Annotated in this window: 19 protein-coding genes; 13 read left to right on the forward strand and 6 right to left on the reverse strand. The window is 42.4% G+C overall.

What is annotated here, in order from left to right; genetic code table 11:
- Positions 1–29: 29 nt before the first annotated feature.
- Positions 30–869: a mechanosensitive ion channel family protein gene (locus ACXACN_RS03625; RefSeq protein WP_474962402.1), complete on the reverse strand. Its 840-nt coding sequence runs from the start codon at positions 867–869 to the stop codon at positions 30–32.
- 423 nt (positions 870–1,292) lie between these two features.
- Here ACXACN_RS03625 and ACXACN_RS03630 point away from each other — a divergent pair, with 423 nt between their 5' ends.
- From ACXACN_RS03630 to ACXACN_RS03650, 5 genes are all read left to right on the forward strand, one after another.
- Positions 1,293–3,050, forward strand: a complete 1,758-nt coding sequence (locus ACXACN_RS03630) for an ABC transporter ATP-binding protein (protein WP_474962404.1) — start codon at positions 1,293–1,295, stop codon at positions 3,048–3,050.
- Positions 3,051–3,063: 13 nt separating this feature from the next.
- Positions 3,064–4,896 carry an ABC transporter ATP-binding protein gene (locus ACXACN_RS03635; protein ID WP_474962406.1) on the forward strand — a complete coding sequence of 611 codons (1,833 nt, stop codon included), beginning with the start codon at positions 3,064–3,066 and terminating at the stop codon, positions 4,894–4,896.
- Positions 4,897–5,808: 912 nt separating this feature from the next.
- A complete protein-coding gene (locus ACXACN_RS03640) occupies positions 5,809–7,170 on the forward strand; it encodes a cytochrome ubiquinol oxidase subunit I (protein ID WP_474962408.1) in 1,362 nt (453 codons plus the stop codon).
- Positions 7,167–8,180, forward strand: coding sequence for a cytochrome d ubiquinol oxidase subunit II (locus ACXACN_RS03645; protein WP_474962409.1), 1,014 nt, complete (start codon positions 7,167–7,169; stop codon positions 8,178–8,180). The genes ACXACN_RS03640 and ACXACN_RS03645 overlap by 4 nt, the downstream gene beginning before the upstream one ends.
- 722 nt (positions 8,181–8,902) lie before the next feature.
- Positions 8,903–9,568, forward strand: a complete 666-nt coding sequence (locus ACXACN_RS03650) for a potassium channel family protein (RefSeq protein ID WP_474962411.1) — start codon at positions 8,903–8,905, stop codon at positions 9,566–9,568.
- Positions 9,569–9,964: 396 nt separating this feature from the next.
- On the opposite strand, the gene ACXACN_RS03655 is transcribed toward ACXACN_RS03650, so the two are convergent.
- Together ACXACN_RS03655 and ACXACN_RS03660 are read right to left on the reverse strand one after the other, a co-directional pair.
- Positions 9,965–10,360, reverse strand: coding sequence for a M67 family metallopeptidase (locus ACXACN_RS03655; RefSeq protein WP_474962413.1), 396 nt, complete (start codon positions 10,358–10,360; stop codon positions 9,965–9,967).
- A gap of 1 nt (position 10,361) precedes the next feature.
- The gene (locus ACXACN_RS03660; protein ID WP_474962415.1) at positions 10,362–11,390 is read right to left on the reverse strand and encodes a hypothetical protein; all 1,029 of its coding nucleotides are present in this window, start codon (positions 11,388–11,390) and stop codon (positions 10,362–10,364) included.
- A 310-nt stretch (positions 11,391–11,700) separates the two neighbouring features.
- On the opposite strand from ACXACN_RS03660, the gene ACXACN_RS03665 reads away from it, so the two are divergent.
- The 5 genes from ACXACN_RS03665 to ACXACN_RS03685 all read left to right on the forward strand — a co-directional run bounded on the left by ACXACN_RS03665 (position 11,701) and on the right by ACXACN_RS03685 (position 16,678).
- On the forward strand, positions 11,701–12,384 hold the full coding sequence (locus tag ACXACN_RS03665) for a BMQ_0737 family morphogenetic spore coat protein (protein ID WP_474962417.1): 684 nt from the start codon (positions 11,701–11,703) through the stop codon (positions 12,382–12,384).
- Between the two features lie 121 nt (positions 12,385–12,505).
- On the forward strand, positions 12,506–13,063 hold the full coding sequence (locus ACXACN_RS03670; protein WP_474962418.1) for a hypothetical protein: 558 nt from the start codon (positions 12,506–12,508) through the stop codon (positions 13,061–13,063).
- Entirely contained in the window at positions 13,056–13,328 is a 273-nt protein-coding gene (locus tag ACXACN_RS03675; protein ID WP_474962420.1) for a hypothetical protein, read from the forward strand. Before ACXACN_RS03670 ends, ACXACN_RS03675 begins: the two co-directional genes overlap by 8 nt.
- 28 nt (positions 13,329–13,356) lie before the next feature.
- On the forward strand, positions 13,357–14,739 hold the full coding sequence (locus ACXACN_RS03680; protein WP_474962421.1) for a hypothetical protein: 1,383 nt from the start codon (positions 13,357–13,359) through the stop codon (positions 14,737–14,739).
- 217 nt (positions 14,740–14,956) lie between these two features.
- Positions 14,957–16,678 (forward strand): pyruvate oxidase, encoded by a 1,722-nt coding sequence (locus tag ACXACN_RS03685; protein WP_474962423.1) that lies wholly within the window; start codon positions 14,957–14,959, stop codon positions 16,676–16,678.
- Between the two features lie 39 nt (positions 16,679–16,717).
- Here ACXACN_RS03685 and rnjA read toward each other — a convergent pair whose 3' ends face one another.
- Together rnjA and ACXACN_RS03695 are read right to left on the reverse strand one after the other, a co-directional pair.
- Positions 16,718–18,388 (reverse strand): ribonuclease J1, encoded by a 1,671-nt coding sequence (gene rnjA, locus ACXACN_RS03690; protein ID WP_474962424.1) that lies wholly within the window; start codon positions 18,386–18,388, stop codon positions 16,718–16,720.
- A 3-nt stretch (positions 18,389–18,391) separates the two neighbouring features.
- Positions 18,392–18,601 carry a DNA-dependent RNA polymerase subunit epsilon gene (locus tag ACXACN_RS03695; RefSeq protein ID WP_474962425.1) on the reverse strand — a complete coding sequence of 70 codons (210 nt, stop codon included), beginning with the start codon at positions 18,599–18,601 and terminating at the stop codon, positions 18,392–18,394.
- Positions 18,602–19,040: 439 nt separating this feature from the next.
- Between ACXACN_RS03695 and ACXACN_RS03700 the strand changes: the two genes are divergently transcribed.
- Complete coding sequence (locus tag ACXACN_RS03700) at positions 19,041–19,817, forward strand: Cof-type HAD-IIB family hydrolase (RefSeq protein WP_474962426.1); 777 nt, start codon at positions 19,041–19,043, stop codon at positions 19,815–19,817.
- Positions 19,818–20,533: 716 nt separating this feature from the next.
- On the opposite strand, the gene def is transcribed toward ACXACN_RS03700, so the two are convergent.
- A complete protein-coding gene (gene def, locus ACXACN_RS03705) occupies positions 20,534–21,088 on the reverse strand; it encodes a peptide deformylase (RefSeq protein ID WP_474962427.1) in 555 nt (184 codons plus the stop codon).
- 216 nt (positions 21,089–21,304) lie between these two features.
- On the opposite strand from def, the gene ACXACN_RS03710 reads away from it, so the two are divergent.
- The gene (locus ACXACN_RS03710) at positions 21,305–21,991 is read left to right on the forward strand and encodes a YkyA family protein (RefSeq protein WP_474962429.1); all 687 of its coding nucleotides are present in this window, start codon (positions 21,305–21,307) and stop codon (positions 21,989–21,991) included.
- Positions 21,992–22,596: 605 nt separating this feature from the next.
- Positions 22,597–23,679 (forward strand): pyruvate dehydrogenase (acetyl-transferring) E1 component subunit alpha, encoded by a 1,083-nt coding sequence (pdhA, locus tag ACXACN_RS03715; RefSeq protein ID WP_474966792.1) that lies wholly within the window; start codon positions 22,597–22,599, stop codon positions 23,677–23,679.

Raw genomic sequence — 23,679 nt, forward strand, 5'->3', positions numbered from 1 at the left:
TCTCGTTGAGACCGGGTTATTTCTTTCATTTAGGATTCTTTTTGGATATACACTTGGTGCGGGAATGGAATTTCAATATCTGCCGCATCCAAGGCTTCTTTCATAGCTTTTCTCATGTCACGTTCAACCGCCCATTGTTCCATGTTCTCCGTTTTACCGAGAATTCGGATGACAACGTCAGAAGAGCCGAGACTTTGCACACCAAGGACATTCGGTCCTTCAACGAAACGCTCGTCCTCTGCGAATTGGTCAGCGACTTTTTGCAGAACGGCCAACGCTTCATCGATGTTTTCATCATATCCAATGCCAATGTCGACAAGAGCACGCATATTGCCGCGGGAGTGGTTGGCAACACCGACAATGTTACGATTCGGAACGAAGTTCAAAGTCCCGTCAAAGCTGCGGATTTTCGTTGTACGAATACCGACTTCTTCAACGACCCCATCGTAACCACCTGCTGTGACGTAATCATCGACTTCAATTTGGCGCTCAATGAGCAAGAAGAATCCGGTAACGATATCAGACACAAGTCCTTGCGCCCCGAAACCGATCGCTAGACCGAGAATACCGGCACCAGCAAGCAATGGTCCGATTTCAATGTTCACCGCACTGAGCAACATCATGATTAGTACAAAAAGCAACGTATAAGAAAACAGGTTCACAGAAATCCTCTGTAACGTTTTATTTCTTCCTTCTGATATGTTGCGCTGTTGACTCATTCGATGGATAGCTGCCTCGATCGCTTTCGTACCTATAGGTTTAATAATGGCAAAGGCGATGAGGATGACAAAGATTTTAAGTCCTCCAGTGATCAGCCACTCAATGAGGACATCGAAGTTGAACGTTAATCCTTCTTCAAATAAATTCATCAATAAACTCCTTTCTATCATACCGTCTCCTCTAATAGGATAGCGGAATTTGACATGAAAATTCAACGTTTTACATTTAAAGACGCAAAAAAATTATTTACCTTCCAATGAATCATGGGCAAGGAAGAAGGTATATACGGACAAGAACCTCCATAGAAATGATAAGGTTGCGCTTTTTCTCGTTCGATTCCTGAAACTGCGTGTAGAAAGACTGATCCTGATCAAACCGTCTAATGGAAGAAAATCTTCAGGTACTCACTATTCGGTTACCCTCTACATTCCATGAATTCTCTACAACTTTTGTATGAGGGAAAATCATCCTCAAGATAGAAAATTTCAAAAATTATTGCAAATGGGTAGATATTTATTTCGTTACCCGATATATTTAATATTACGTTAAAAAATACGAAGGAGGGAAACCTTTTGGAAACGTTTAAAAAGCTAAAACCATTTTATTGGCCCTACCGAAAATTTTTCCTCTGGTCAATCTTTTCATTGTTGTTCGTGACCTTGATCACGGTCGTTTATCCAATTGTATTGAAGGTGACGATTGATGATGTCGTCCTTGCTGAACAGTACAGTCTGATTCCTTATTTATGTATCGCCTTTATCGCACTCATGATCGTGAAAGGATTTGCTACATATTTTCACCAGTATCTAGGGGATTACTTCGGGATCCGCTCTGTGTATACCCTTCGAGATGAGTTATATAAGAAGTTGCAGCGGCTGCCTTTTCGATATTATGACAATGCGAAGACAGGAGATTTGATGTCGAGATTGACTGCAGATGTGGAAGGTTTTCGTTTTTTCCTTTCCTTTGGATTCTCAGAACTCATTCGAATCACCTTGTTGATCGTTATCAGTTTGAGCGTCATGTTTTATTTTTCAGTTCCGCTTGCCCTCGTGACGATGGCGGCGATGCCGTTCCTTGCGATCGTTATCTATCGATTTGACCGTAAAGTACACCCGGCCTTCCGTAAGATTCGTAAGTCGTTTGGAAAGCTCAATACAAGGGTGCAGGAGAATATCAGCGGGATGAATACCGTTAAATCTCTTTCACGAGAGAATTTCGAGATTGGACGTTTTTCTAATAGAAGTGAGGATTACCGATCCAAATTCATTACTACATCTAACATATGGGCCCGTTATTTCCCGTTAATGGAGTTCATCGGCAACGTTTCTGTTGTAGCCCTGCTTGCCTACGGGGGTTCGATGGTCGTCAACAACACGATGCAGCTGGGGGAATTGGTCGCCTTTTTCAGTTTAGTCTGGTACATCCTTGGACCTTTGATGAACTTAGGCTTTGTCATCAACCTTTTCTCACAGGCGAAAGCATCCGGTGAGCGTTTACTTGAAATTTTAGAAGCAGAAGAAGAAATCAGTGAAAAAGAAGATGCGATTCATCAGGATCGTTTGCAAGGCCATGTGACGTTCAACGATGTCACGCTCACGTATGTTGAAGACGATGATTCTGCACTAAAAGATATTAGTTTTGATGCTCCTCCTGGAAAAACGATCGGTCTGATTGGAGCTACAGGATCAGGAAAAACGAGTATCACTCAATTGATCACCCGTTTTTACGAACCAGAAAAAGGAGAAGTCCTCGTAGACGGCCGTCCCGTTCAAGAATATGGATTGAAGAGTCTTCGTAAGAATATCGGTTTCGTTTTACAGGAATCGTTCCTTTTCTCAACAACGATTAAAGAAAACATCGCTTATGGAAATCCAGATGCGACCTTAGATGATGTGATGGATGCCGCTAAAAGAGCTCAGGCCCATGACTTCATCATGGATATGCCTGAAGGGTATGACACGTTGTTAGGAGAACGTGGAATGGGGCTTTCCGGAGGTCAAAAGCAACGGATAGCTATTGCGCGTGCGATCCTCATTGATCCAGCGATTCTTGTCCTGGATGATGCGACTTCTGCGGTTGATATGGAGACAGAGTTTAAAATCCAAAAAGCACTGCAGGAAGTGATGAAAGGACGTACGACATTCATTATCGCTCACCGTATTTCTTCATTGAAACATGCCGATGAAATCATCGTTCTTGAAGATGGTGCCGTGAAAGAGCGCGGGGTCCATGAAGAGCTTCTTCAAAATGGAGGACCTTATCAGCGTATCTATGATATTCAGTATCAAGATAAAGAGAAAATTTTAAAGACATCTAATATATCATAAAAGGAGGGAGACCATGGCTCGTAAACCAAAACACAAACCAGAAACCAGTACGCATCTGAACCGATTCAAATATACGCAGGACCAGGCGATCGAAAAACCGTTCAACTGGTCGCAGATGTGGCGGCTTCTCAAGTATTTGAAACCCTATGCGAAAACGTTGCTGCCGGTAGCCATCATTGCCATGCTCATTTCTACGATCGTCCGGCTTGTCGTTCCGGTCTTAATTGGTGAAGTCGCGATCAACATCGCCATTGCAGATGGAAATACGAACCTGTTGATTAAGCTCGTCGTTGGAATTGCAATTATGTATTTGTTCAGCTATATCGGAAACGCCTTACGGATCAAGTATGTGAATATTCTTGGCCAAAATGTCATATACGACTTGAGGCAGCACTTGTTTTCTCATGTCCAAAGGTTATCCCATAAATTTTTCGACTCGAGGTCTGCCGGTTCGATCCTCGTCCGAATTATGAATGATATTAACTCTCTACAGGAATTATTTACAAACGGAATTATCAACCTGCTCATGGATGTCGTCATGTTGACAGGGATCATTGTCATCCTTTTAGTCCTCAGTCCAAAATTGGCGCTGGCCATCCTCGTCATTATGCCGATCATGTTCTATTTATCGACAAAACTGCGCCGCAACATCCGCAGGTCCTGGCAAAACGTTAGAATCCAGCAGTCCAGATTGAACTCGCACTTGAACGAAAGTCTGCAGGGAATTAGGATCACACAATCGTTTTCACAGGAGAGAGAAAATACCGAGTACTTTGATGGTGTGAATACAGATAACTTCCAATCTTGGAATACAGCTTCAAGAAAAAGCGCTATGTTCCGACCTTTTGTAGAAATGAGCAATGCTGTCGGAACCGTCATCCTGATCGCATACGGAGCCTTCATGATCCTGCAAGGAAATATAGAAGTGGGGACATTTGTTACCTTTGCTTTCTTCCTTGGCATGTTCTGGGAACCGATCTCCCGCTTAGGACAGATGTATAACCAGCTCCTCATGGCGATGGCTGCTTCTGAAAGAATCTTTGAATTCCTTGATGAGGAGCCAAACGTGGAAGAGAAGAAAGATGCCATAGAGCTTAAAGAAATGAAGGGCCATATTGAATTTGACCATGTCCAGTTCGCGTATGACTCTAAGCGCATCGCTCTAAATAACATTAACCTTGAAATGAAAGAAGGGGAGACTGTCGCTCTTGTCGGTCATACAGGTTCCGGAAAATCGACGATTGCAAACTTAATCAGCCGCTTTTACGATCCGACCAAAGGAGCGGTTAAAATTGATGGGGTAGATTTGAAGGATGCCACGATTGACAGTGTTCGTCAGCAAATCAGTGTCGTCTTGCAGGACACCTTCATTTTCTCTGGAACAATCATGGAAAACATTCGCTTCGGACGTCCAGATGCTTCGGATGAAGAAGTTATGGAAGCAGCGAAAGTCGTCGGTGCTGATGACTTTATTCAACGATTGAACAACAGCTATGAGACAGAAGTCGAGGAACGAGGGAACATCCTTTCCGCAGGGGAACGACAGCTCTTGTCCTTCGCCCGTGCCCTCCTTGCTAATCCAAGAATCCTCATTTTAGATGAAGCAACTGCAAGTATTGACACAGAAACAGAATTGCAGATCCAGCAGGCGCTTCGTAAACTGTTGAAAGGACGGACAGCAATCATGATTGCTCACCGCTTATCAACGATCCGGGAAGCCGACAACATCTTTGTCCTTGAAAACGGACGCATTTTGGAACAAGGTTCGCACGATGAGTTGATGGACCAGGAAGGCGAGTATTACGACCTTGTAAAAGCCCAGTTCCAAATGCTTGATGCTATATAATTTATCAAAAAGACACCGCATTCGGTGTCTTTTTTTTAACTAAATGGAAGGATTGTGGAAGACTTAATTTCGATATGTTTGTGTGAGGGGATAGGGGCTGCGGGGAATGACTCGCTTTCCGCGGGAGCGCGGTGAGCCTCCTCGGACTGCGTCCTGTGGGGTCTCACCCTGCACTTTTTTCCCGCAGGAGTCTCGCCATTCCCCTCCGCCCCTTTGCCTTGGAAGATTCTCGAAATCACTTCTGGAACTATCAGCTTTTATTCATGATAAAGAAGGAGAATAAGAATCTCTTAACATCGGGGATTCAGGACATAAAAGATCGATAATTCGCCTTTCATGCCTGCGTAGGAGGGGAGGATTTCCTCTAGTACATTAGTGTTGTAGGCATAATGAGCTTTATACCATGCTTCGTGGTCAGATTAGAGGCCATAGAAGTTAACATCCTCCTCTTTCCTTGAAGTAAAGCAGCTTATCCAGGAAATAGTTTCGAGATCCTCTTATGGTCAAGGGGCGGAGGGAAACGGTGAGACTCCTATGGGACGTGTGGGACAGGTGAGACCCCGGAAGGCGTAGCCTGAGGAGGCTCACCGCCCGCCCCATGGAAAGCGAACTGTTTCCCGGAGACCCTAAACGCATAACAAGCGTCTCGAAACCTCATCTTCCACAATCGGGAGCTTTAATGGAAGATGAGGTGTGCTGGTTAGTGGCATTCTTAAGTTAATTTGATGGAGCAATAGGGAAGAGGAGATGTAGGCATAATGTTCGACAACAAGAAAGAGATCAGGTAAGATTTTCATCAAATAGACACTTTGTGAAGGATGTCACAAAATCGTCAACAACCAACTGACCATGAATCGCTTTCAAGATTTATACTATCGGTAAGAGTGCCGAAATTAGTTAGGGGGAAGAAAGATGTTTGGTTTTGAAACCGTTGAGGTGAGCCTGGCGCTTACGGCTATGACACTACTTTTCCATGCGATCTTTGCAACGCTTGGAGTCGGTGTTCCCGTCCTCATTTCAATTGCAGAATTTATTGGAATTAAGAAAAAAGATCCACATTATACATTGCTTGCCCGCCGTTGGACTCGCGGCTATACAATTACTGTAGCCGTCGGTGTCGTGACAGGTACAGCTATTGGTTTGCAGTTGTCACTAATCTGGCCTAGTTTCATGCAACTAGCCGGTAACGTTATCGCTTTGCCTTTGTTTATGGAAACGTTCGCGTTCTTCTTTGAAGCTATCTTTCTTGGGATTTATTTATACACGTGGGATCGTTTCAAGAAACCAATCTATCACTGGATCTTATCCATTCCAGTTGTAATCGGTGGAACGCTTTCTGCTTTTTTCATTACCACAGTCAACTCATTTATGAACACCCCGCAAGGGTTCGAAATGGAGGATGGTCGCTTTACAGCCGTTGACCCACTGGCAGCGATGTTTAATCCTGCGACACCGACGAAGGTTTTTCACGTCATTTCCTCCTCTTATTTAACAGCAGCAGCTGTACTCGCAGGTATTGCAGCTTTCATTATTCTTATAAAAAAAGGTTCGCAGTATCATAAAAAAGCGTTGAAGCTTACCGTGATGATGACTTTTCTATTTGCGATCCTGACCGCTGTCGCCGGAGATTTATCCGCCAAATTCCTTGCTGAGCACCAACCGGAGAAATTAGCAGCCGGGGAGTGGCACTTTGAAACAGAGGAAGGTGCGGATCTTGTCGTCTTTGGTACATTGAATGAAAACAACGAAGTGGAAAATGCCATCCGGATTCCGAATGCGCTCAGTTTTCTAGCCTACGGAGACTTCAATGCAGAGGTTGAAGGGTTAAATGAAACACCAGAAGAGGAACGTCCACCCTTATGGATCCACTATATGTTCGACCTGATGGTCAGCATCGGATTTTATACGCTCGGCATTTCCTTCCTGTTCCTTGTCTTTTGGAAGTTGAAAAAATGGAACGAGTTCAATCCGCTTCTGTTGTGGGGAATTGTAGCTACCGGACCACTGACCATGCTCGCAATTGAGTTTGGCTGGATTTACGCAGAAGTTGGTCGCCAGCCATGGATTCTACGCGGGTTCATGACGGTAGCTGAAGGTGCCACCACATCACCGTATGTCTTTTGGATGTTCATCCTATTCGCGGCCGTCTACCTTGTGCTCGGGATCGGATGTCTCATCACACTTAGGAAAATTTTCAAAGGAAAACCGGCTGAATTGGAATTGGAACACCGTTATCCTCAAACAGCCGCAGCAAGTAAGGAGGGTGACGCATGAGTTATGAATTGATAGGAATCACGGTTTTATGGCTCTTTCTTTATGGGTATTTGATCGTCGCTTCCGTTGACTTTGGAGCTGGTTTCTTCGCTTACTATGCACGCGTGACGAAGAAGGATCACTTGATCAACCAGTTAATTTCCCGTTATTTATCACCTGTGTGGGAAGTAACCAACGTCTTTTTCGTTTTCTTCTTCGTCGGACTTGTCGGGTTTTTCCCTGATATGGCGTATTACTTCGGACAAACGTTATTGGTTCCAGGAAGCATAGCCATCGTTCTTCTAGCAATACGAGGATCTTTCTATGCGTTTGAAAACTATGGATCGAAGGATAATTCTCTTTACATGTTTTTATATGGAGCAACAGGACTGCTGATCCCGGCTTCTCTTTCCACAGCCCTTACGATATCCGAGGGTGGTTATATTGAAGAGACTTCACAGGGAGTTCAGCTGCTTTTCGGAAAACTATTGAGCAGTCCTTATTCCTGGAGTGTCGTCTTTCTCGCGATCGTTAGTGTCCTTTATATCAGTGCTATGTTCCTTACCTACTATGCCAACCGGGCAGGGGACCAGCCAGCATTAGAGATCCTTAGAAAATATGCCCTGTTCTGGAGCTCGCCGACCATCATCGCCAGTCTTACGACATTCATTGCTCTGAGTCAGCAAAATATGGACCACTTCCAACGAGCGATAGAATTATGGTGGGTCTTCGGAATATCCGTAGCCTTTTTCATGATTGCAGTTTTTCTCGTATATCAAGGAAAGTACTACGGCTGGGCATTCATCGCCGTCATGATTCAATTTTTCATCGCCTTCTTTGGCTACGGGGCGTCTCATCTGCCATACTTGCTCTATCCATACGTGACCATCACGAGTGGTGTGACCAATGAATCAATGGCGATCGCATTGATCGTCGTATTCATCGCAGGACTGTTATTACTGATTCCATCACTCATTCTACTGATGCGTCTGTTCCTGTTCGATGCGGATTATGTCAAAGGTAAAAAATAAACCCATTACCCGAAAAGTATAGAGTCTACGGACTCTATACTTTTTCTAGTTACTAAAGAATCTGGCAGGATTCCTGAAGACTCGATTTCGAGACTTTTGTGAGAGTTAAGGGGCTCCGGGAAAAGGTTCGCTTTCCGTGGGCGAGTGATGAGCCTCCTCGAGCTAACGCTCTGCGGGGTCTCATCTACCACGCACTTCCCACAGGAGTCTCACCGTTTCCCTCCGCCCCTTTGCTATATGAGGTTCTCGAAATCCTTCTAACCGTAACCTGACAAGTTCTGCAATGAATATAGGCTCATCCACGCGGTTATAGAGTCTTTTCACCCAAAGATCCTGCACGAATAAAGCGTGGAAACAGGGTCTGGGAAACGTCCGCATGAATAACGAATGGAGACACGAACGCGTGTGTCTTTCTACCGATTAATCCAACACACTGCAAATCGTCGTTTCCCTGACCCCGTATCCATGGTCAGGAATTGTCATACATTATTTCAATTGGACAAGGATGCCTTTAAGCAGGCGCGGTGTAAGTTCACCGCGCTCCCGCGGAAAGCGAGCTATTCCCCGCAGCCCCATCCACTCAACAAACATCTCGAAACTTAGTCTTCCACAAACGGGAGCTTTAGTTGAAGATCATTTGATATATGGAGTTTTTTTGTGTGGGGTTGGGTTATATGTGATAGAATAAGCTTAGATTTTGCGAGACAGTTGGAGGTTGACGTATGAAAAAAGAATTTGCCGTCATCGGCCTAGGCCGGTTCGGAGGCAGCATCTGCCGTGAGTTGAGCCGAGAGGGCATGGAAGTTCTTGCCCTTGACCTTGATGAAGATAAAGTAAATGAATACCGTGACATCGCATCCCATGCCGTCATTGCTGATTCAACAGATGAGAATGTATTAAAAGAGCTTGGATTTCGAAATATCGACCACGTGATTGTGGCAATTGGAGACAACATCCAGGCGAGTATGCTGACGACATTGATCTTAAAAGAAATGGGCATCAAAATGATTACGGTCAAAGCACAAAATGATTACCACGAAAAAATATTGAACAAAATCGGAGCCGATCAAGTCGTTCACCCTGAACGAGATATGGGGAAACGTATCGCTCATAACATCATTTCCAACAACATCCTTGATTATATTGAACTTTCTGATGACCATAGTGTTGTTGAAGTGAAAGCAGGGAGTAAAATGGGTGGACAAACGCTTGTGGACCTTGATATCCGTGCTGAATACGGATGTAACGTGGTCGCGATCAAACGGGACAGAGATGTCATCGTTTCTCCAATGGCTACGGAGGAAATTAAGGAAAGCGATGTTCTCATTGTGATTGGTGCCGACAAAGACATTAGTCGATTTGAAAAGAATCTCGTGTTAGAGGATTAATAATTAAGTATTCCAATCTATAAAAAAGAAGAAGACACCCTAGTGGAGGTGTCTTCTTCTTTTTTATGATCATATATTTATTATTCAAATGTCTCAGTTGGACACAGTTTATATAGTTTTAACTAACGCTTAAGTGTAGAAACAAACCATTATTAAAGAACGCACATTTCTCTCATTCGGAGGTGAGTGAATTAGGTTCTCTTTCGGCCGCAACATCCGCCGCGTTTTACAACCTGCTTACTCTTAGTAGTGTTTATGACAATCGGTTGACTTGATGTTTTGTGGCTTTCACTAATCTTAACTTGTCTTCTGGCATTTCTAGCTTTCACGATTAACTCTCCTTAACCTTGATAATGTATTATAGTCTGGAATTGAGAATAAGGTAGGGCGTTTTTTTTATTCAATGAAAAAAGGGTGTTCGTCATAGGTAAAAGCTTGGACGGTATAGCATTTTACGGACGGGGGGGTGGATTTATAGGAGAGAATGATCATTTTGACATCACGATCAGGATGATTTTTCAGATCATAGAAAGAAGGGATTGGTGCTGTGGTTGGGTGAGAGTGATAAATGCCAAGCACCTTTTGACCCTTAATTTTGATATCTTGTAATGCCTCGGCGACAGTATTCTTACTTACATAAAAGCGATTGGTCGACTTCCATTCATTATCCAAAGGCCACAGGTCTTCAATATCGTTGGTCTTGGACCCCGTTACGAAACCACATGTTTCGTAGGGAAGAGCTTTAATGCCTAAGAAAATCATTTGATCATATAGATCTTTCGAGATTCTCATTTCAGCTGTTCCACTTTTGGAGAAAAGACAATAAAGAACGTTCTTTCTTATCTGTAGCCGCTTTATTGGAGTGATCAGCTTCGTCATTACTTTTTTTAATCCCAACTGCCGGACTAGTTTCAGCCATATCTTCTTGATTTAGTTTTTTCTCCACTTCTGCATGTTGGATTGCCAATTGCGAAGATTCTGGCTTCATTAATTGAAATTTAATATCTTTGTTTGTGAGGAACTTATTATTTTTCAAGTCGAGTTGGGCGGTTTTCTTATCGTTTTTTTTTGAATTTGCTCTTATCGTTGTTGGTTGATTATGGTCGAAATGCGGGTTGACATACGTTCTTGATCTCCCTTTATTATCCATCGTTTGTTTAGAGTAAGAAGGCGAAGGATTCTGAAACCCTTGATTTGTTGTTGGATAAGTTTGTTGGTATGGAGCGTAAGAAGGTTGATACCCTGGTGGTTGGTGATAGTCATTTCGTTGTGTTGAGATTCTTGATGATTTTAGCATATTTTGGAGCTTGCGATAATCCGATGATCGCGCTTTTTCTTTGGGCGTATGCGGCACATCTGAAACAGGAACTTCCTTAGGTTGTTGACTCATTTGAATTTGTTGTTTCAGTTGTTGGATTTCCTGATTCAATCGTTCTACCTCATTCATTTCCTCATTTTTCTTAGAGACATTTTGATGATCCATAAAACGGTTCATCTTCTCCATTAAATCATGGACTTGTATACGATCCATTTTTTCTTTAATAAAATTGATGTCTTTCTTCAATCCGTTTACCGTTTCTGTAACGGATTGTAGTTGAGCAGTGAGCTGTTGTGTCCTCTGCTCAGCACTGTAATGGTATTCTTCCATTTTCTTAAAAACTCCTTCTGTTTGATACTTAGATTCATGAGATGCCTTTTTAGTAAGAAGGTAGTCATCGATGACATTTGTTTTTTTTAATGAATGCAGCATTTCTTTGTACAGTGTAAGTTTCTCCATTTTTGATTCAAGTTCTGTAGAGTTGTTCAGATTTTTTTGCCCCATCACTCATCACCCTTTTCAAGCACATTAATATACTATTTCTGTGTTACCAACACGTGACATATGTTCCGGTATTTTCAAAAAATGTAGATATATTCTTATACTAATCATTGTATGTCTCAAAATATCAATTATTTAGTTGATTTCCAATGATAAGGACAGTCACAGAACAACATGTCCTTGAATGTACTATAGGTGTTCGCACAAAATGTATAAAAATGGATGAAATTCCACATTTGTACTAAACCCATCGGTACATCCGTTCATATGCTACGAATGAAAGAAAAATCTTATTCGGAGGTGTTTGCATATCATGCAAGCAAAAAATTTAACTGGGGGCCAGGAGCTCCTATGTATCAACACAGAAAAAGTTTATGATTGGATTATCAACGAAGCGACATTTGATTTGAGTGTCGATGGACTTGAGTTGCCAATCGGTCCTGATGGAAGTCAGTTGACATGTGATGACATCGTTATTGATACTGTTACATGTGAAGTTGAATCAGTCTCTGTCGAGGCAATTGGTAGTGTAGACCAGGAATTAGTCGTTGATGGAACTCTTCTGACTCTACAACTTGTCAACATCCGTAAAGTTTTCGCAGTGAGGGTCTTCGTAGAACTTATACCTGATTTAGGTGGAGGGACAGTCGAAGTAGGAGATCCGCTAAATCCTGTAGAATTCACACGTTGTGAGCAGGTACTCCTTTGTGCACCAGAAGGTACACGTATTGAGGTTGAATACACTGACTTGAGCTGCTTCGTTTGCACAGCTTCTTGTGTAGTGAACGGAACCGAAATCGACGAACTTGATTTAGATGTTTCTGTACGTCTTTGCCAAAGCATTCAATCCGTTTATGATGTAACACTTGAAATCGTAGCTGAATTCTGTCAGCCGCGTGATATTCTTCCTATCCCACCTTGCCCTGCTCCAACAATCCCGCCACAATGCCCAGTCTTGTTCCCTAATGTTGACGAAGGTAATGGTGATGGTGCTTAAGAAATAAGCATACATTAAAAGAGAGGATTTATTCCTCTCTTTTTTGTTTTGGATTCTAATGAGTGTTGAGAAGGGATGTTTGAAAAGAACAATTCATTAACGTTAGGAGGAGTTGATCAAAATGGGTAACAAAATTTCACAGTGGAAGAGTAAGAATGACCAGTATATTCAATCAATTAGAGAAAAAATCGAAGAATTAAAACAGCTTGAGGCTTCATGTCTTTACAGCTATTTTACATACACTACTCATTTTTCACACGATCCTGCTTTCGAAAGCATGCTTATTGGAAGTTTTCATATTCAAAACAATGGAAAGGAGTCCTTCCAGAACCCTTATATTTGTTTGAAACTAAAGGAAGATTCCATTCTTCGTTTCTCAGGAAAATATATTAACAGGGATTCTACGAAAAAGGTCCGCATGCCCGGTGCCTGGGAAAGGCTGAATGATCATTCGGAAAAAGATGAATTTTGGTTAAGACCTACAGAAATCACTCACATTGATCCTGGGGAGTCGTTATCATTCAATAATTTTCAGGTTAAATGGTCTCCTGAAAAAAGTTATACGGAGACCTTAAAAGGATTTACTTATGGAAAGGGGTATGAAAAAGGCATTCCTTCCTTAAACCAAATTAGTCTAAGTGGAGTGAATGTCAAGATGGGAGAAGATGAAGGTGGATGATCGGGAACTTCAGATTCTTTTGAAAAAGTACGTGAAAAAATGGATGGTCCGACAGTTGAGTGAAGTGAAAGAAGGAAAATCGCCCCAGAGTTTTGTCTTTTTAGATGGCGAAATCCTACATCTGTTACTTATGATTCTGATGGTTCATTATAGTCAGTCTAGCGATGATCCTGCAACTTCAGGTATTCACACAGAAGAATGGGAGTCTCTTATGGAAGACAATGAAAAAAAATTACAGGAAGTCCTGGAGTTGTTGGACAATTAATTATATAGATACCGTGGGAGGAATGAAATTGGAAAAAGACGCTATCGTGTTACAACAGAAAATCATTCATTTTAAGTCGGAGCTCGCCAAATATAAAGAAAAAGTTAAAGATTATCAGGAAAATTATCATTATGCCTTATTAAGTAAATTAAAAGAACAAAATGCCGAACTTCTACAAGAAAAAGAAGAATTAATTAAGGACAAAGGGGTGGCTGCAGAAGAAGCTAATCGAAGGTTGCAAGGGATAGAGACTCAATTATCGAATAGTCAGAAGCGGCAGGAAGCGTTACTGGAAGATGTTGCTGTATGGAAAGAAAAGGCAGGAAGATACCAAAAAAATATTTCAGAGTTGTCTCAACATCTGGCTTCTGCTAAAAAAGACATATCACAAACCGAATACCGGCTTCAAAAAAAGGAAAGAGAACTGGATGACACGAAAGTACAAATGAAAAATACAATTCAAGAATATGAAGAGAAAGGCACAGCTCATGCTAGTCGAATCACGGATTTATCAAAACAGAACAAAGCATTGGAAGAACAAGTTCAATCCGTCACCAAAGAGAAAGACCATTTAAATGAAAAGGTCAAAAACATAGAATCTGCAAAAGTGGAAAAAGATAAAGAGATTGATGTGTATAAAAAGTCTTTAAATCAGTCAGAAGATAATTATATCCAATTGAAAAATCAACAAGAAAAAGACAAAGAAAAATCATTAGCCTTGAAGGCAAGATACGAAGAAATGTGTGAAGAGTTCAATAAACTTCTTTCCAAAAATGAATCTCAGGCAGCACGATTAAAAAAATCCTTAGAAGAAAAGTCTAAACTACAAGCTGACTTCCGCAACTTAAAAGAAGAACTTGGAAAAAGGGAGGCAAAGAGTCTAACACTTGAGGCAAGGTTGCCAACTTTACAAGAATCAATACAAAAATTAAAGGTAGAAAGAAGCAAGTTAATCGATCAGAAAATAGCTAACGAAAAAATGCTTACCCAATTGAAATCAGAAAAAGAACAGTTCTTATTAAACATCCAGGCATTCGAAGAAGAAGTTCAACAATGGAAAAATAAACAGGCCGAATGGGAAGATGCGAAGGGAAAATTAGAGAATAAACAAACCTCCGTCCTTTCAAAATTAAAACAAAAAAAGCAAGAGTTAGATCAAGTAAAGCAGCAAAATGAAAATCTGACAAAACAAAACCAAAGATATTTGCGGGCATTTTCGAATGAAACTGGAGACACATCCAAGGATATTGTAACCTTTTTAGACGAACAAATGAAAAACATCCTTGGCCAAACCTTTGAGTATGAAGAAGAACTTGATTCGAAGATTGTATTTATGAAGTCCTTAGAGGGAAAAATAGAACAGTTGGGAAATGAAATACTTGAGTTAGAAAACAAGGGCAAAGATAAGTAATTTTGAAAGCGCTTCGTCAAAATCGAAGCGCTTTTTATTGTTTCATGTTCTATATTTATAACTGGTTACAAAAGTAATAATTCTGAGAATAGTTATAGTCATCCATATGGATCAAGTTTGTTGGTGCATTTCCTGGGCTGATTTGTTTAAGAAAAGCTGGAAAAGGAAATAAGAAAGGTTATAAGGATCATTATTGCAGCTTGAAAGGATGATTGGAATGTTCAATAAACGAACAGGAGAAGTCATGACACAACAACTGATTGATTGGGGTGTCGATCACATATATGGGATGCCGGGAGATTCCATCAACGAATTGATTGATGATTTAAGGAAGAGACAGGAAGAAATTGAATTCATTCAAGTCCGGCATGAAGAGACAGGAGCCTTATCAGCGGCCGCCTATGCGAAATTGACAGGCAAACTTGGCGTTACGGCAGCGATTGCAGGACCTGGAGCCGTCCATTTACTTAACGGGCTTTATGATGCCAAAGCAGACAGCGCGCCTGTGCTTGCAATTGTAGGGCAGGTGCACAGTGAGGAAGTAGGTACTGGTGCGTTTCAGGAGATTAACCTGGAGAGAATGTTCGATGATGTAGCCGTCTTTAACCGCCGGGCCGAGACGGAAGCCCAGCTTCCAGACCTGCTTGATCAGGCCATCAAAGAAGCTTACGCCCACAAAGGGGTATCCGTTCTAATTGTGCCGGATGATTTGTTTGCAGCGAAACAGACAGATGAGGTTCGTCTCACCTCTGGAGATTATTATCGTCCGGAAATTTCCCCTTCGCAAAACGCACTAAATGCTGCAAGACAAATGATTGAAAAGGCAGAAAAACCGATCATTCTCGCTGGTCAGGGGACAAGGAATGCACCGAACGAATTGATTGATTTTGCAGAGGCGATCAAAGCACCGATCATCATGAGTTTACTCGCTAAAGGAGTGATTCCCGATAATCACCCGTACTGTCTTGGACAGCATGGTCAAATCGGGACGAAGCCCGCTTATCATGCCATGAAGGAGACGGACCTGTTAATTCTTGTCGGTACTCAGTTCCCTTACCGTGATTTCCTTCCTGACAACGTAGCAGCGATTCAAATTGACAACAAACCAGAGAATCTAGGCAAGTACTATCCCATCGAAATGGGCCTTGCAGGAGACAGTAAGGAAACACTGGAAGCTTTAACGAAGCTTGTCGCTCACGTTGAAAAGAGAGAATATCTTGAATATTACCAGGAGAAAATGAATGATTGGAGAATCGCCGTACAGGAAGAAAAACGCTCTACTGAAAATCCATTACACGCTCCTCAAGTCATGTACGAATTAGAAAAGCACATGGAGACCGGAGCCATCGTGTCCGGAGATGTAGGAAACGTAACCGTGTGGCTCACTCGCTTCTTACATTTGGTGAATCAGAAGTTCATTTTATCTGGATGGCTTGCAACGATGGGAAGTGGACTGCCTGGTGCGATTGCAGCGAAAAAAGCGTATCCGGATAAGCAGGTCATCGGAGTTTCCGGTGACGGTGGCTTTTCAATGGTCATGCATGATTTTGTAACGGCCGTCAAATATGACCTGCCTATTAAGATGATTGTCCTGAACAATAGTAAAATCGGAATGATCAAATACGAACAAGAACAGATGGGACATCTCAATTACGCGACGAATTTAGGTGAAGTCGACTTTGCAAAATTTGCGGAAGCTTGTGGGGGAGAGGGTTATCGAATTGAATCCTATGAGGAGCTCTCGACCAAAATGAAACAGGCCTTTGTCTCGGAAAAGCCAGTGATCATGGACGTCGTCATTGAAGACCAGGCGCCACTACCTGGCAAAATTGATTACCAGTCAGCAGTAAACTTTTCGAAGTATATCGTGAAAGAATTTTTTGAATCCGGAAACCTTGACTTGCCAGATATGAAAAAAGCGTTGAAACGCCTGACATAAAAAAATCCCCGCTGGAATTCCAGCGGGGATTTTTCATGATCATACTTCCATAATGATTGGAAGAATCATCGGACGACGCTTTGTTTTTTCAAACAAGAACGGTGCAATGGTATCTGTGATTTCATTCTTAATCTCAGACCATTGAGTCGTACGACGCTCCATCACTTTTTCAACATGGGAGCTGACAAGGTTCTGTGCTTCTTTAATCAAGTCTTCTGATTCTCTCATGTAGACGAATCCGCGAGAGATGATATCAGGACCTGATGCGATCTTGAATTCTTTCATGTTGATGCTTACAACTACGATGACAAGACCTTCTTCAGAAAGAATTCTACGATCACGAAGGACGATGTTACCGATGTCACCAATTCCGCTTCCGTCAACATAGACAGAGCCGGACGGGATCTTCCCTGCGACACTTGCTTCCTCTTTACCGAGGGCCAGGACGTCACCATTATCCATGACGAAGCAGTTCTCAGGTTCAACACCACAATCGTGGCTCAGCTTCGTGTGTTCTTTAAGCATACGGTATTCTCCGTGGATCGGCATAAAGAATTTAGGCTGGATCAAACGAAGCATCAGCTTCATTTCTTCCTGGCTGCCGTGACCGGACGTGTGAATGTCATTCAATGGGCCGTGGATAACATCGGCACCGGCGCGGTAAAGTTTATTGATCGTACGGCTGACACTGATCGTGTTTCCAGGGATTGGGGAAGAAGAGAACACGACGGTGTCGCCTGGTTGAATTTGAATTTGACGGTGAGTACCGTTGGCAATACGTGACAGGGCAGCCATTGGTTCACCTTGTGAGCCCGTACAAAGGATCACGACTTCATTTGCTGGAAGTCGGTTGATCTGTTGGGCATCAATGAATGTATCCTTAGGGGCACGGATATATCCAAGTTCTTGACCGATTCGGATGGAAGATTCCATGCTCCGTCCGAAAACGGCTACTTTACGGCCGTTTTTAACTGCTGATTCCACCACTTGTTGAAGACGGTGGATGTTTGATGCGAAGGTAGCAAAGATCAATCGACCATCATCCATACGCGTGAAGATGTCATCGATGCTTTGTCCTACGACACGTTCTGATTTTGTGAAACCAGGAACTTCTGCATTGGTACTGTCGGACAATAGGGCAAGCACGCCTTCTTTACCGATCTCAGCCATTTTAGCAAGGTCAGCTGGTTCTCCAACAGGGGTGAAATCAAATTTGAAATCTCCTGTGTGAACGACATTTCCTGGTGGAGTTTTAACAACGACTCCATAAGAATCAGGAATACTGTGCGTCGTGCGGAAGAAGGAAACCGATGTTTTACGGAATTTGATTACATCGTCTTCCTGAATCGGATTCAGTTTCGCATTACGCAATAGACCGTGTTCGTCCAACTTGTTACGGATCAGGCCAAGCGCCAGTTTGCCCGCATAAATTGGAATGTTGATTTCACGCAGCAAGTAAGGAATTCCACCAATGTGGTCTTCGTGGCCGTGCGTAATGAATAGCCCTTTGATTTTGTCTTGATTTTGGACGAGGTACGTATAATCCGGAATAACATAGTCGATACCGAGCAGCTCGTCTTCCGGGAATTTGATACCAGCGTCAATGAGGATGATTTCGTCTTGGAATTGTACTCCGTACGTGTTTTTACCGATTTCACCGAGTCCGCCAAGGGCGAATACGGCTGTCTGGTCATTTTTTACGAATTTCATCGGTTAAAAATTCTCCACTTTGAAATCTTCGGATTGCTTTTCATATTCAAGGTGATCCTCATCAAGCACCTGAATATATTCAATATTGAATCCTTCATTTTTTAATTTTTCACGAACTTGTCTTTCTGTTTCCGCTTCCACGTACAAGCTGTCTGTACGTTCACGGACAGGAACTTCGCTCGCAAGTTCCTGATAAAGTACTTTAAATATCATTACTCTATCGCTCCTAACTAGATATAATTTCCACATTCTTGTCCTGACATTATCATAGCACGTTTCTTTCCTGTATGGGAATGATAATGGTATGTGCGGGTGCTCGGTACACCCTGAAAACAATGGTTTACGCGTATGTTTTTCGTTTCATGAAGTTTTTCCAACGTTTTCTAAGCTTTCTTCGTAGACGCTTCATCATGTGCATCTATCCCCTTTCATCCTAAAAGAAGAAAACAAAAAACGTTAAACCGCCCAATCCCTGTTATCTCTAGTATAATACGGTTTGTGGAAGAATGAAACATTTACATATTAGATTTTGTATATATCGTGTGTTTTTCTTCTCAAACCTATCCACTCATGCTACAGTATAGCCAAACAGATGGGTATGCTATGATACATAAAACAAATTGAACGTAAGCCGACGAGGAGGAACAATCAAATGACGAAAAAAATTGCTTTCTTTGATATTGATGGAACACTACTGAATCACGAAAAAAAACTGCCTGAGAAAACAAAAGCTGCGATCCAAGCGCTTAAAGAAGAAGGCGTGTACTGCGCCATTGCAACCGGGCGTGCTCCATTTATGTATAAGCAGTTGAGAGAAGAACTTGGAATCGATTCCTTTGTCAGTTTTAACGGCCAGTATGTCGTTTTCGAAGGCGAAGAAATTTATACGAATCCATTGTCTGAACCAGAACTCGCACGACTTCATAAGCACGCAGAAAACAACGACCATCCAATGGTCTTCATGAATCACGAAGAAATGAAAGCCTCCGTTCCAGACCATGATCACATAGAAGAAAGCCTAGGAACGCTGTATATCGATCATCCAAGTGCTGATGCTTCGTTCTTCAAAGGAAGAAATATTTATCAGTCGCTTTTGTTCTGCGAAGGAGATGAAATTGAGGAGTACAGAGAAGGTTATGATTCCTTCGATTACATTCGTTGGCATCCCGTTTCCTGTGATGTCCTTCCAAAAGGCGGATCGAAAGCCGAAGGGATCAAAAAAATGATTGAAGCTGCCGGCCTCAAAATGGAAGATACGTATGCGTTTGGCGACGGCTTGAACGATATCGAGATGATTCGTGAGGTAGGAACAGGAGTCGCAATGGGAAATGCCGTCCCTGAAACGAAAGCAGTCAGCGATTTCGTCACAAAAGACGTCGCCGAAGATGGACTCTCCCACGCTATTTATGAATTAGGATTATTAAAGTAACCGGTCTCCACCCAACTGGCAGGATTGTGGAAGGCTCGATTGTGACTTTCAGCGGTTCTTTTGCTGTGTGATGCGTCAGGGGTGGTTAGGAAGTCACTCGTCTATCTCCATCGTCCACACACTCGCATCATAAGCAGAACAGCAAAGGATTGAAAGGGCACATTTTGTTGCTGTTCTGCTTATGCCAGCCGTGTCTAACAGGGCGATTCCGCATTTGAACACTTTCCTGTGGGGGAGTGGCGAGCTTCCTCGGACTGTGTCCTGCGGGATCTCGCCGATCTCATTTCTCCGACGGGAGTCACGCAGCTTCCCAACCACCACATTTGTAATAAAGGAGAAACGACCCCTTTTACAGAGAAGGAGTGGCCTCTACCATTCTTGTAGTATACGTAGAATGTGCTCTATATCAAGCTTTCATGCTAGAAGTGACTGCTATGGAGTTTCCGTTCTTATATTTACCTGAAGCATTCGAGACACTTACATGGTAAAGGGGCGGAGGGAAACGGTGAGACTCCTATGGGACGTGTGGGACAGGTGAGACCCCGGAAGGCGTAGCCTGAGGAGGCTCACCGCCCGCCCCATGGAAAGCGAGCTGTTTCCCGGAGCCCCTACACTCACCCAAACATCTCGAATCGAGGTCCTCAAGAATAGGGTACTTATATGGTGTACAGATAATAAAAAGCTCCACCGTCCCATGACGGTGGAGCTTTTGGTTTTTAGCGATCAGCAGGTGTGGCGTTTTCTGGCTCTTTGAAAGGATTATCCTGATCGATGTGGTCATAAAACATAATCCCGTGAAGGTGATCAATTTCATGTTGGAAGACGATGGCGGCATAATCTCTCAAACGAAGCTTCACATCATTTCCTTCAAGATCCGTCCCTTTTACTGTGATTCTTCTATAGCGTGGAACATACCCAGGAACTTCGCGATCAACAGAAAGACATCCTTCCCCTGTGGAAAGGTAAGTCTTTTCTACGGAATGACTGACAATCCGTGGATTGAATAAGCCATAGCTGTACAGCTTATCCTTCATATCTGTGAAATGAACCGCAAGCATTCGTTTGTTCACATTGATCTGCGGGGCAGCTAGGCCTACACCAGGACGGAGTCCGTAGCGGTTACAAACTTGCTCATCCTGACTATTTTTCAAGTATTGGACCATTTCTTCCAATGTTTTTTTATCCTCCTCAGAAGGAGGGAGGGACACTTCATCTGTCACTTGACGCAAAGCAGGGTGACCCTCACGAACAATATCGTCCATTGTGATCATTAAGCAACATCCTTTCAGGCTATACAGTTTTATAAAAAGCTCCAATCAAGTAAGAGTAATGAATGAAATCAAGAGCTCTTTCGAATAGGCTTTTCCTTCTCTATGTCAATGGTAACATATGAGAAAAAGGCACTTTCAATTTAATATCATTTATTATACTATTGTAGATACGTTTAGATTACAATAATGTTTCAGGGAATTCGAGGGGGAAAAGGTGTGCGACTACATAAGCTCGTGGTGCTCCTGGCAGTAGCAGCTTTTTTATCTGCCTGTACAGGTCAGTCAGCAGAAGAACAGATTTATGAACATCTAGAAAAAGCGGTTTCATTAGAGGATGCTTTCCGTGAACAGCAACAGCCAATGGTAGATCTTGAAACAGAGGAACAACAGTTATATGAAGAGATCATCAATTTGAACATGGATCAATTTGATGAAATTCAAGAAAAATCAAAGCAGGCAGCCTCCATTGTTGAAGAGCGTAAAGAAAAGCTTGAGCTAGAGAAAGAAAGTATCGACGCTGCTAAAGAGGAATTTGATAAGGTCGAACCTCTGATTGAAGATCTCGACGAAGAAAACGCAGATGCTAAAGAGAAAGCACAGCAATTGGTCGATACGATGAATGCAAGGTACGATTCGTATCAGAAATTATATACAGCTTATGACGAAGCTTTAACGCTGGATGCAAAACTATACGAATTGATGCAGAACGAGGATCTGACTGAAGAACAATTGCAAGAACAAATTGATCAAGTCAATCAGAAGTACAATGAAGTGATGGAACATAATGAAGCCTTCAATAAGCATACGGAAGAGTACAATACATTGAAAAAAGAATTATATGATGCGATGGAGCTTGACGTAACCTATGAGGAACAAACAGATTCTCCATCTTCAGAAGAATAAGTGAAAAGCCGTTGACGAAATCCGTTGACGGCTTTTTGTTTTCTTGAAGTACACGGTTGGTAAGTCGCTTGCTCATAGAAAAGGAGGGATTTTACCACCATCTGTCTTTCCTTATACCAACACTTCCTTTCAATGGATAGATTCATATGGGATTCATTTATCGTTTCAGGGCACACGGCAGCAATGGTTTTAATCTTCCGAAGTCTTACGAGAGCCTTCATAGCAAACAATTCATTTGATTGTAAAACGAAAAAAACGTAAGATTAATACAGGCTTAATTTTGTGGTGATACAGTATCGCATTTGAAAATAACAAAATTAGTCATTTTTCGACTGCTGTCAGAAGCCTCTATGACTATGTATAGATATTATGTAGTGAAGTGATTGACGAATGATGACGATTTGAGCTAAACTACATAATGGATTGACATTGTACCATTGAATCTTACTTGAAGAATGTAACAGTTTCTATGAACGCCCCGGCATGATTAATAAAGAAGTGTTCAGGGTAAAACGTAAAGAGCAAATCGGTACAGTTTTTTTTCATAATTGGGAAAGCTACTCACAGCATCCATTTTAAAATACGAAAGGAAAGGGTGAATGACTTTGAAACGAACTCTTGAGAACATTGAAAATCAGTTCGAAACGTTTCAAATCCTTAACGAAGAAGGCGAAATCGTAAACGAAGATTTTATGCCTGACCTATCTGATGAAGATCTGAAAGAAATTATGCGCCGTATGGTTTATACGCGTATTCTTGACCAGCGTTCCATCGCGCTTAACCGCCAGGGACGTCTTGGATTCTACGCTCCAACTGCTGGACAGGAAGCATCTCAGCTTGGAAGCCAATTTGCACTGGAGAAGGAAGACTTTATTCTTCCAGGATACCGTGATGTACCACAGTTGATCTGGCACGGTCTTCCACTTTACCAAGCATTCCTATTCTCTCGTGGACACTATAAAGGAAACCAAATGCCTGAAGGTGTTAACGCAGTAAGCCCTCAAATCATCATCGGTGCGCAAATTACGCAGACAGCCGGTGTTGGTCTTGGTTATAAAAAACGCGGAGAGAACGCTGTAGCGATCACTTACACTGGTGATGGCGGTGCCTCTCAAGGTGACTTCTACGAAGGTATCAACTTTGCTGGTGCATTCGGTGCTCAAGCGATTTTCGTTGTACAAAACAACCGTTTCGCGATCTCTGTACCTGTTGAAAAGCAGTCTGCAGCGCAAACGATCGCTCAAAAAGCAGTTGCTGCCGGAATCGAAGGCATCCAGGTTGACGGTATGGACGTTCTTGCTGTATATGCTGCAACAAAAGATGCGCGTGAGCGTGCTGTGAGCGGTGAAGGTCCGACATTGATCGAGACACTTACTTATCGTTATGGCCCACATACAATGGCCGGTGATGATCCGACTCGTTACCGTACGGAAGATGAAGACAACGAGTGGGAAAAGAAAGATCCTATCGTTCGTTTCCGTAAGTTCCTCGAAGCGAAAGGCCTATGGTCTGAAGAGGAAGAGAACGAATTGATCGAGAAAACAAAAGAAGAAATCAAAGCAGCGGTTAAAGAAGCTGACAATACTCCAAAACAAAGTGTTACTGATCTGATCGGTATCATGCATGAGGAACTTCCTTCAAACTTGAAAGAGCAGTTGGAAGAATATAAGGAAAAGGAGTCGAAGTAA

The organism is Halobacillus sp. AWM4_238, assembly GCF_056158265.1.